The sequence below is a fragment of the Aquipseudomonas alcaligenes NBRC 14159 genome, assembly GCF_000467105.1.
In the GTDB taxonomy this organism is placed as follows: domain Bacteria; phylum Pseudomonadota; class Gammaproteobacteria; order Pseudomonadales; family Pseudomonadaceae; genus Aquipseudomonas; species Aquipseudomonas alcaligenes.
The window spans coordinates 44390-53852 of sequence record NZ_BATI01000039.1 but is presented as its reverse complement, the minus strand read 5'-3'; the positions used below and the strand labels follow the sequence as shown (position 1 = coordinate 53852).

The 9463-nt window shown below is 66.3% G+C and carries 8 protein-coding genes; all 8 read left to right on the top strand.

Going from position 1 to position 9463, the window contains the following annotated elements:
• The coding region (locus tag PA6_RS19105; RefSeq protein WP_021702616.1) for a sigma-54 dependent transcriptional regulator at nt 1-1230 on the top strand (1230 nt) is incomplete at its 5' end.
• A gap of 158 nt (nt 1231-1388) precedes the next feature.
• Nucleotides 1389-2600 (top strand): sensor histidine kinase, encoded by a 1212-nt coding sequence (locus PA6_RS19100; RefSeq protein WP_021702615.1) that lies wholly within the window; start codon nt 1389-1391, stop codon nt 2598-2600.
• A gap of 4 nt (nt 2601-2604) precedes the next feature.
• The gene (gene fleR, locus PA6_RS19095) at nt 2605-4035 is read left to right on the top strand and encodes a sigma-54-dependent response regulator transcription factor FleR (RefSeq protein WP_021702614.1); all 1431 of its coding nucleotides are present in this window, start codon (nt 2605-2607) and stop codon (nt 4033-4035) included.
• 155 nt (nt 4036-4190) lie between these two features.
• On the top strand, nt 4191-4523 hold the full coding sequence (gene fliE / locus PA6_RS19090; protein ID WP_021702613.1) for a flagellar hook-basal body complex protein FliE: 333 nt from the start codon (nt 4191-4193) through the stop codon (nt 4521-4523).
• A gap of 15 nt (nt 4524-4538) precedes the next feature.
• Nucleotides 4539-6326 (top strand): flagellar basal-body MS-ring/collar protein FliF, encoded by a 1788-nt coding sequence (fliF, locus tag PA6_RS19085; protein ID WP_021702612.1) that lies wholly within the window; start codon nt 4539-4541, stop codon nt 6324-6326.
• Nucleotides 6319-7335, top strand: coding sequence for a flagellar motor switch protein FliG (fliG, locus tag PA6_RS19080; protein ID WP_021702611.1), 1017 nt, complete (start codon nt 6319-6321; stop codon nt 7333-7335). The genes fliF and fliG overlap by 8 nt, the downstream gene beginning before the upstream one ends.
• Nucleotides 7336-7338: 3 nt before the next feature.
• On the top strand, nt 7339-8112 hold the full coding sequence (gene fliH, locus PA6_RS19075) for a flagellar assembly protein FliH (protein ID WP_021702610.1): 774 nt from the start codon (nt 7339-7341) through the stop codon (nt 8110-8112).
• The gene (fliI, locus tag PA6_RS19070; RefSeq protein ID WP_021702609.1) at nt 8102-9460 is read left to right on the top strand and encodes a flagellar protein export ATPase FliI; all 1359 of its coding nucleotides are present in this window, start codon (nt 8102-8104) and stop codon (nt 9458-9460) included. Before fliH ends, fliI begins: the two co-directional genes overlap by 11 nt.
• The last annotated feature ends 3 nt before the right edge of the window (nt 9461-9463 follow it).

The following is a 9463-nucleotide window of genomic DNA, read 5'->3' as shown; positions in this document are numbered from 1 at the left end:
GGGGTGATCGGCGAACCGGTTCCGGCCGACTGGGCCGAAGACCTGCGCCGTCGCGTACTGGCCAGTGTGGAAATGCCGCCCAGCTACAACAAGCTGCTCGACTCCCTGCACCGTGCCCAGGTCTATCGCGAGATGTACGACCAGGCCCGCGAGCGTGGTCGCCAGCGCGAGCCCAACCTGTTCCGCAGCCTCGTTGGTACCAGCCGCGCCATCCATCAGGTACGCCAGATGATGCAGCAGGTGGCCGACACCGAGGCCAGCGTGCTGATCCTAGGCGAGTCCGGTACCGGCAAGGAAGTGGTCGCGCGCAACCTGCATTACCACTCCAAGCGCCGCGAGGCGCCGTTCGTGCCGGTCAACTGCGGGGCGATCCCGGCGGAGCTGCTGGAGAGCGAGCTGTTCGGCCATGAGAAGGGCGCCTTCACCGGCGCCATCACCAGCCGCGCCGGGCGTTTCGAGCTGGCCAACGGCGGCACCCTGTTCCTCGACGAAATCGGCGACATGCCGCTGCCGATGCAGGTCAAGCTTTTGCGCGTGCTGCAGGAGCGCACCTTCGAGCGAGTGGGCAGCAACAAGACCCAATCGGTCGACGTGCGCATCATCGCCGCGACCCACAAGAACCTGGAGAAGATGATTGAGGAGGGGACCTTCCGCGAGGACCTCTACTACCGCCTCAACGTCTTCCCGATCGAGATGGCACCGCTGCGCGAGCGCGTGGAGGACATCCCGCTGCTGATGAACGAGCTGATCTCGCGCATGGAGTTCGAGAAGCGCGGCTCTATCCGCTTCAACTCCGCCGCCATCATGTCGCTGTGCCGCCACGACTGGCCGGGCAACGTGCGCGAACTGGCCAACCTGGTCGAGCGCATGGCGATCATGCATCCCTACGGTGTGATCGGCGTCGGCGAGCTGCCGAAGAAGTTCCGTCATGTCGACGACGAGGACGAGCAGCTGGCCATCAGCATCCGCGAGGAGCTGGACGAGCGCGCGGTCATCGGCGCCGGCCTGCCGGGCATCGCCAACGCCGCGATGTTGCCGCCGGAAGGCCTGGACCTGAAGGACTACCTGGGCAACCTAGAGCAGGGCCTGATCCAGCAGGCGCTGGACGATGCCGGTGGCGTGGTGGCGCGTGCCGCCGAACGCCTGCGCATTCGCCGCACCACGCTGGTGGAGAAGATGCGCAAGTACGGCATGAGCCGTCGCGACGAGGAGGGCGGCGACGAGGACTGATCGGCTTCTCGCCTTGCCCAATTAAGCCGGAGCTTTGACGCAAGCTCCGGCTTAATTTTTTAAGTGATTGAAAAATAAGAATTATTTTTTAGGCATGGGGATTGCTAAGACTCTCTTGACCGACCGTTTACCGACGGTACGACACCCGAGAGAAGAGCATGAGCCAAGCCGCCCCATCGCCCGCCATCCCTGAAGCCACTGCCGCACCTGTCGAGCAGGCCAGCCGTGCCAGCCTGGAGCAGGCCTTCGCCCTGTTCAATCAGATGTCCACGCAGCTGAGCAGCTCCTACAGCATGCTCGAGGCACGGGTCAGCGAGCTCAAGGGCCAGTTGGCCCTGGTCAGTGCCCAGCGCATGCAGGAACTGGCGGAGAAGGAGCGCCTGGCCAACCGCCTGCAGAGCCTGCTCGACCTGCTGCCTGGCGGCGTGATCGTCATCGACGGCCAGGGCGTGGTGCGCGAAGCCAATCCGGTGGCGCGCAGCATGCTCGGCAAGCCGCTGGTGGGCATGCTCTGGCGCGAGGTGATCGCGCGCAACTTCGCGCCGCGCGAGGATGATGGTCACGAAATTTCCATGAAGGATGGGCGTCGCCTGTCCATCGCCACCCGTTCCCTGCAGGGTGAGCCCGGACAGCTGGTACTGCTGACCGACCTGACGGAAACCCGTCGTCTGCAGGATCAGCTGGCTCGCCACGAGCGCCTGTCCGCCCTCGGGCGCATGGTCGCCTCGCTGGCCCACCAGATCCGCACGCCGCTATCTGCCGCGCTGCTGTATGCCAGTCATCTGTCCGAGCAGGAGCTGCCGTTCGAGCAGCAGCAGCGCTTCGCCGGGCGCATCAAGGAACGCCTGCACGAGCTGGAGCACCAGGTGCGCGACATGCTGGTGTTCGCCCGTGGCGAGCTGCCGCTGCCGGATCGCATCTCGCCGAGCGCGCTGTTCGCTGCCCTGCGCAGCGCCGCCGAGTCGCATGTGCTGGGCATGACCGTGCGCTGGCAGTGCGACGCCCGCCTGGGTGAATTGCTGTGCAATCGCGACACCCTGGTCGGCACGGTACTCAATCTGATCGAGAACGCCATTCAGGCCGGTGGGCGCGAGGCGCAGCTGAAGATTCATCTCTATGCCCGCGACAACAGCCTGCGCCTGAGTGTCAGCGACAACGGCCCGGGTATCGAGCCTGCAACCGTGGCGCGCCTTGGCGAACCCTTCTTTACCACCAAGACCACCGGTACTGGCCTCGGCCTGGCGGTGGTCCAGGCGGTGGTGCGCGCCCATCGTGGCGAGCTGCGCCTGCGCTCGCGCGTCGGCCGCGGCACCTGCGCCACCCTTGTACTGCCGCTGATCACTGCGGCGCAACCGGATACTCAGGAGTAAGCCCATGACTGCCAAGGTTCTGCTGGTCGAAGACGACCGCGCGCTGCGCGAGGCCCTTGCCGATACGCTGATGATCGGCGGGCATGAGTTCCGTGCCGTGGAATGCGCCGAGGATGCCGTTGCCGCGCTGGGCGAAGAGGCGTTCAGCCTGGTGATCAGCGACGTCAACATGCCGGGCATGGACGGTCACCAGTTGCTGGGCCTGATTCGCGCCCGCTACCCGCAGTTGCCGGTGCTGCTGATGACCGCCTATGGCGCCGTCGAGCGTGCCGTCGATGCCATCCGCCAGGGCGCCGCCGATTACCTAGTCAAGCCGTTCGAGCCGCGCACCCTGCTGGATCTGGTAGCGCGTCATGCGCTGGGGCGCGTCCAGGCTGACGCGGGTGAGGGGCCGGTAGCCTGCGAGCCAGCCAGTCAGCAGCTGCTGGAGCTGGCTGCACGGGTGGCCAGGAGTGATTCCACCGTGCTGATTTCCGGCGAGTCCGGCACCGGCAAGGAAGTGCTGGCCCGCTACATCCATCAGCAGTCCAAGCGCGCTGACGGCCCCTTCATCGCCATCAACTGTGCGGCGATTCCCGACAACATGCTCGAGGCCACCCTGTTCGGCCATGAGAAGGGCGCCTTCACCGGTGCCATTGCCGCGCAGCCGGGCAAGTTCGAGCTGGCCGATGGCGGCACCATTCTGCTGGACGAGATTTCCGAGATGCCGCTGGGACTGCAGGCCAAGCTCCTGCGCGTACTGCAGGAGCGTGAAGTGGAGCGGGTTGGCGCGCGCAAGCCGATCAACCTGGACATCCGCGTGCTGGCCACCACCAACCGCGACCTGGCCGGCGAGGTGGCGGCCGGGCGCTTCCGTGAAGACCTCTACTATCGCCTGTCGGTGTTCCCGCTGGCCTGGCGCGCGTTGCGCGAGCGTCCCGCCGATATTCTGCCGTTGGCCGAGCGCCTGTTGGCCAAGCACGTCAAAAAAATGAACCATGCCGCCGTGCAGCTTTCCCCTCAGGCCCGTGCCGCCCTGGTGGCGCATGCCTGGCCGGGCAACGTGCGCGAGCTGGATAACGCCATCCAGCGCGCGCTGATCCTGCAGCAGGGCGGGCTGATCCAGCCGCATGATCTGTGTCTGACCGCACCCATCGGCATGGCGCCGACGCCGGTGCTGAGTGTGGTGGCGGCGAATCCGCCGCCTGCCGCCGCGGCGATCGGCAACGTGCCGCCGCTGGATGAGTCGGGCGTGGTGGTCGAGGGCGCCGGCGCCCTGGGCGAAGACCTGCGTCGCCGCGAGTTCCAGATGATCATCGACACCCTGCGCGCCGAGCGCGGTCGCCGCAAGGAAGCCGCCGAGCGTCTGGGCATCAGCCCGCGCACCCTGCGTTACAAGCTGGCGCAGATGCGCGATGCCGGCATGGATGTCGAGGCCTACCTCTACGCCAGCTGAACAGTGGGGGCCGAGCGTCCCCATGGGTAGTTTTTACAGGTTTCCTTTTCCCCTATTGGCCCGCCTCGTGCGGGTCTTTGTTTTCTGGCATTGCGTTTGCAAACACCCTCCTAAAGGCCGCGAAGCGTCAAAAAACCGCGGCCGACGGAGGAAAGATGAGCCAGGGTGTCGAATTCAATCGCCTGATGTTGGAAATGCGCTCCATGCAGATGGAGGCCATGGCCAAGATCAAACCTGTACAGGTCAGCGCGCCGGAGCCGGGAGCCCCGAGCTTCTCGGAAATGCTTGGCCAGGCGGTGAACAAGGTGAGCGAGACGCAGCAGGCTTCCAGCCAGTTGGCCACTGCCTTCGAGATGGGGCAGGGCGGCGTCGATATCACTGATGTGATGATCGCTTCGCAGAAGGCCAGCGTATCCTTCCAGGCCATGACCCAGGTGCGCAACAAGCTGGTCCAGGCCTACCAAGACATCATGCAGATGCCGGTTTAATGGTGGAGTTGAGACATGGCTGAAGCAGTCGCTGCAAACGTACCCGCCACCACCGGCGCCGACGAGGCGAAGAAGCCGCTGTTCGGGCTGGCCTTCCTGGAGAACCTCTCCGAGATGTCCATGCTGCGGCAGATCGGCCTGCTGGTCGGTCTGGCTGCCAGCGTGGCGATCGGCTTCGCCGTGGTGCTGTGGTCGCAGCAGCCGGACTACAAGCCGTTGCTCGGCAATCTGGCCGGTATGGACAGCAACCAGGTGATGGAGGCGCTCAACGCCGCCGACATCGCCTACACCGTGGAGCCGAACTCCGGTGCGCTGCTGGTCAAGTCCGAAGACCTCGGCCGGGCGCGCATGAAGCTGGCTGCCGCCGGCGTGGCGCCGAGCGACGGTAACGTCGGTTTCGAGATACTCGACCAGGAGCAGAGCCTGGGCACCAGCCAGTTCATGGAGGCCACCCGTTACCGTCGCGGCCTGGAAGGCGAACTGGCACGCACCATCTCCAGCCTGAACAACGTCAAGGGCGCTCGCGTCCACCTGGCCATCCCGAAGAGTTCGGTGTTCGTGCGTGACGAGCGCAAGCCCACCGCTTCGGTGCTGGTCGAGCTGTATCCGGGGCGCAGCCTGGAGCCGAGCCAGGTGATGGCGATTGTCAACCTGGTGGCCACCTCCGTGCCCGAGCTGACCAAGTCGCAGGTCACCGTGGTCGACCAGAAGGGTAACCTGCTGTCCGACCAGCAGGAGCTGTCCGAGCTGACCATGGCCGGCAAGCAGTTCGACTACACCCGGCGCATGGAAAGCCTGTTCACCCAGCGTGTGCACAACATCCTGCAGCCGGTACTGGGCAATGGTCGCTACAAGGCCGAAGTGTCTGCCGACGTCGACTTCAGTGCGGTGGAATCTACCTCCGAGATGTTCAACCCCGACCAGCCGGCGCTGCGCAGCGAGCAGCAGGTCAACGAGCAACGTTCCAGCAGCCTGCCGCCGCAGGGCGTGCCGGGTGCGCTGAGCAACCAGCCGCCCGGCGCGGCCGCCGCTCCCGAGCAGGCCAACGCTCCGGCTGCGCCGCCGGGGCCGGTGCAGCCTGGCCAGCCGCTGCTCGACGCCAATGGCGCGCAGATCACCGACCCGGCCACCGGTCAGCCGATGCTGGCGCCGTACCCGGCCGACAAGCGCGAGCAGTCCACGCGCAACTTCGAGCTGGACCGTTCGATCAGCTACACCAAGCAGCAGCAGGGTCGCCTCAAGCGCCTGTCGGTGGCCGTGGTGCTGGATGACAAGGTCAGCATCAACGCCGAAACCGGCGAAGTCACCCGCAGCCCCTGGGCCGCCGAGGACCTGGCGCGCTTTACCCGCCTGGTGCAGGACTCGGTTGGTTTCGACGCCAGCCGTGGCGACAGCGTCAGCGTGATCAACGCGCCGTTCTCCGCCGAAACCGGCGAGGAAATGATCGAGATCCCGTTCTACTCGCAGCCCTGGTTCTGGGACATCATCAAGCAGATTCTCGGCGTGCTGTTCATCCTGGTGCTGGTCTTCGGCGTGTTGCGCCCGGTGCTCAACAACATCACCAACGCTGGCAAAGGTTCTGCGGGCGAGGGTGGCGACGGCGACATCGAATTGGGCGACATGGGTGGCCTGGAGGGCGAGCTGTCCGCCGACCGCGTCAGCCTTGGTGGCCCGCAAAGCATCCTGCTGCCGAGCCCCTCCGAGGGGTATGATGCACAACTGAACGCCATCAAGAGTCTGGTGGCGGAAGATCCGGGCCGCGTGGCCCAGGTAGTCAAAGAGTGGATCAACGCCGATGAGTGACAATCGTGCTCCTGCCAAGCTGACCAGGGTCGACAAGGCCGCCATCCTCCTGCTGTCCCTCGGCGAGACCGACGCGGCGCAGGTGCTGCGCCACCTCGGGCCGAAGGAAGTGCAGAGGGTCGGCGTGGCCATGGCCGGTATGCGCAATGTGCAGCGCGAGCAGGTCGAGCAGGTGATGGGCGAGTTCGTCGAGATCGTCGGCGACCAGACCAGCCTGGGCGTCGGCTCCGACGCCTACATCCGCAAGATGCTCACCGCGGCGCTGGGCGAGGACAAGGCCGGCAACCTGATCGACCGCATCCTGCTGGGTGGCAGTACCAGCGGCCTGGACAGCCTCAAGTGGATGGAGCCGCGCGCCGTGGCCGATGTGATCCGCTACGAGCACCCGCAGATCCAGGCCATCGTCGTGGCTTACCTCGACCCGGACCAGGCGGGCGAGGTGCTCAGCCATTTCGATCACAAGGTGCGCCTGGACATCATCCTGCGTGTCTCCTCCCTGAACACCGTGCAGCCGGCCGCGCTCAAGGAACTCAACCAGATTCTCGAGAAGCAGTTCTCCGGCAGCGCCAACACCACTCGCGCCAGCCTGGGCGGGGTGAAGCGGGCTGCCGACATCATGAACTTCCTCGACAGCTCGGTGGAGGGCCAGTTGATGGACTCCATCCGTGAGGTCGACGAGGACCTGTCCAGCCAGATCGAGGACCTCATGTTCGTCTTCGATAACCTGGCCGACGTCGACGACCGTGGCATCCAGGCGCTGCTGCGCGAGGTGTCTTCCGATGTGCTGGTGCTGGCGCTCAAGGGCGCCGACGACGGCATCAAGGAAAAGGTGTTCAAGAACATGTCCAAGCGCGCCGCCGAACTGCTGCGCGACGATCTGGAAGCCAAGGGGCCGGTGCGCGTCAGCGAAGTGGAAACGGCGCAGAAGGAAATCCTCACCATCGCCCGGCGCATGGCCGAGTCCGGCGAGATCGTCCTCGGCGGTGCCGGCGGCGAGGCGATGATCTAAGCCATGGCCGCGAAGGAAGCGCCCAGCGAGCTGATCCGCGCCAAGGACGTGGCGGTCTTCGACCGCTGGGCGATCCCCAGCTTCGATCCCGAGGTGGAGGAGCCGGCGCCCGCGCCGGAGGCACCGGCCGAGCCCGAGCCTGAGCCGCAGATCGAGGAGGTGGCGGTCGAGGACGTCAAACCGCTGACGCTCGAGGAAGTCGAGGCGATCCGCCAGGATGCCTACAACGAGGGCTTCGCCACCGGCGAGAAAGACGGTTTCCACGCTGGCCAGCTGAAGGCCAAGCAGGAGGCCGACGCTGCGCTGGCCGCCAAGCTGGCGCAACTGGAAGCGCTCATGGAGCATCTGCTGGAGCCCATCGCCAGCCAGGACCGCGAGCTGGAGCAGAGTCTGGTCGATCTGGTCAGCCAGATGACCCGCCAGGTGATCCAGCGGGAACTGACCACCGACTCCAGCCAGATCCGCCATGTGCTGCGCGAGGCGCTCAAACTGCTGCCGATGGGCGCGGAGAACATCCGCATCCATGTGCACCCGCAGGACTTCGAGCTGGTCAAGGCGCTGCGCGAGCGCCACGAGGAGACCTGGCGCATCCTCGAAGACGACGCTCTGCAGCCCGGTGGATGCCGCGTCGAAACTGAGCAAAGCCGCATCGACGCCAGCGTCGAGACGCGCATGGCCCTGGCCCTCAAGCAGCTGTTCGAGCAGCAGCGCGCACAGGCCACCAATCCGCCCGAGGCGGATATCCAGGTCGACCTGGAGAGCCCCGATGCGCCTTGAGCGCACCAGCTTTGCCAAGCGCCTGGCCGGGTACGCCGAGGCGATCGATCTACCCAGCCAGCCGGTGGTCGAGGGGCGCCTGCTGCGCATGGTCGGCCTCACGCTGGAGGCCGAGGGCCTGCGCGCGGCGCTGGGCAGCCGGTGCCTGGTGATCAACGACGACAGCTATCACCCGGTGCAGGTGGAGGCCGAGGTGATGGGCTTCTCCGCCGGCAAGATCTACCTGATGCCGGTCGGCAGCCTGGCCGGTATCGCCCCTGGCGCCCGCGTGGTGCCGCTGCCGGATACCGGCCGTTTGCCCATGGGCATGTCGATGCTCGGCCGTGTGCTGGATGGTGCCGGTCGTGCGCTGGACGGCAAGGGCGGGATGAAGGCCGAGGACTGGGTGCCGATGGACGGGCCGAGCATCAACCCGCTCAACCGCCACCCGATCAGTGAGCCGCTGGATGTCGGCATCCGTAGCATCAACGGCCTGCTCACCGTCGGCCGTGGCCAGCGTCTGGGCCTGTTCGCCGGTACCGGCGTGGGCAAGTCGGTACTGCTGGGCATGATGACCCGCTTTACCGAGGCCGAGATCATCGTGGTCGGCCTGATCGGCGAGCGCGGTCGCGAGGTCAAGGAGTTCATCGACGAGATCCTCGGCGAGGAGGGCATCAAGCGCTCGGTGGTGGTCGCCTCGCCGGCCGACGACGCGCCGCTGATGCGCCTGCGTGCCGCCATGTACTGCACGCGCATCGCCGAATACTTCCGCGACAAGGGCAAGAACGTCCTGCTGCTGATGGATTCGCTGACCCGTTTCGCCCAGGCCCAGCGCGAGATCGCCCTGGCCATCGGCGAGCCGCCGGCGACCAAGGGCTATCCGCCCTCGGTATTCGCCAAGCTGCCGCGCCTGGTCGAGCGCGCCGGCAATGCGGAGGCGGGCGGCGGCTCGATCACCGCCTTCTACACCGTGCTTTCCGAGGGTGACGACCAGCAGGACCCGATCGCCGACGCCGCCCGTGGTGTGCTCGACGGCCACTTCGTGCTGTCGCGCCGGCTGGCCGAGGAAGGGCACTACCCGGCCATCGACATCGAGGCGTCGATCAGTCGGGTCATGCCGCAGGTGGTCAGCCCCGAGCATCTCAAGCAGGCGCAGCGCTTCAAGCAGCTGTGGTCGCGCTACCAGCAGAGCCGCGACCTGATCAGCGTCGGCGCCTATGTGCCGGGTGGCGATGCCGACACCGATCTGGCCATCGCGCGCCAGCCGGCCATGGCCCGCTACCTGCGTCAGAGCCTGGGCGAGAGCGAGTCCATGGCTGACAGCGTGACCCAGCTGGCGCAGGTATTCAATCCGCAGGCGCAGGCCTGATAG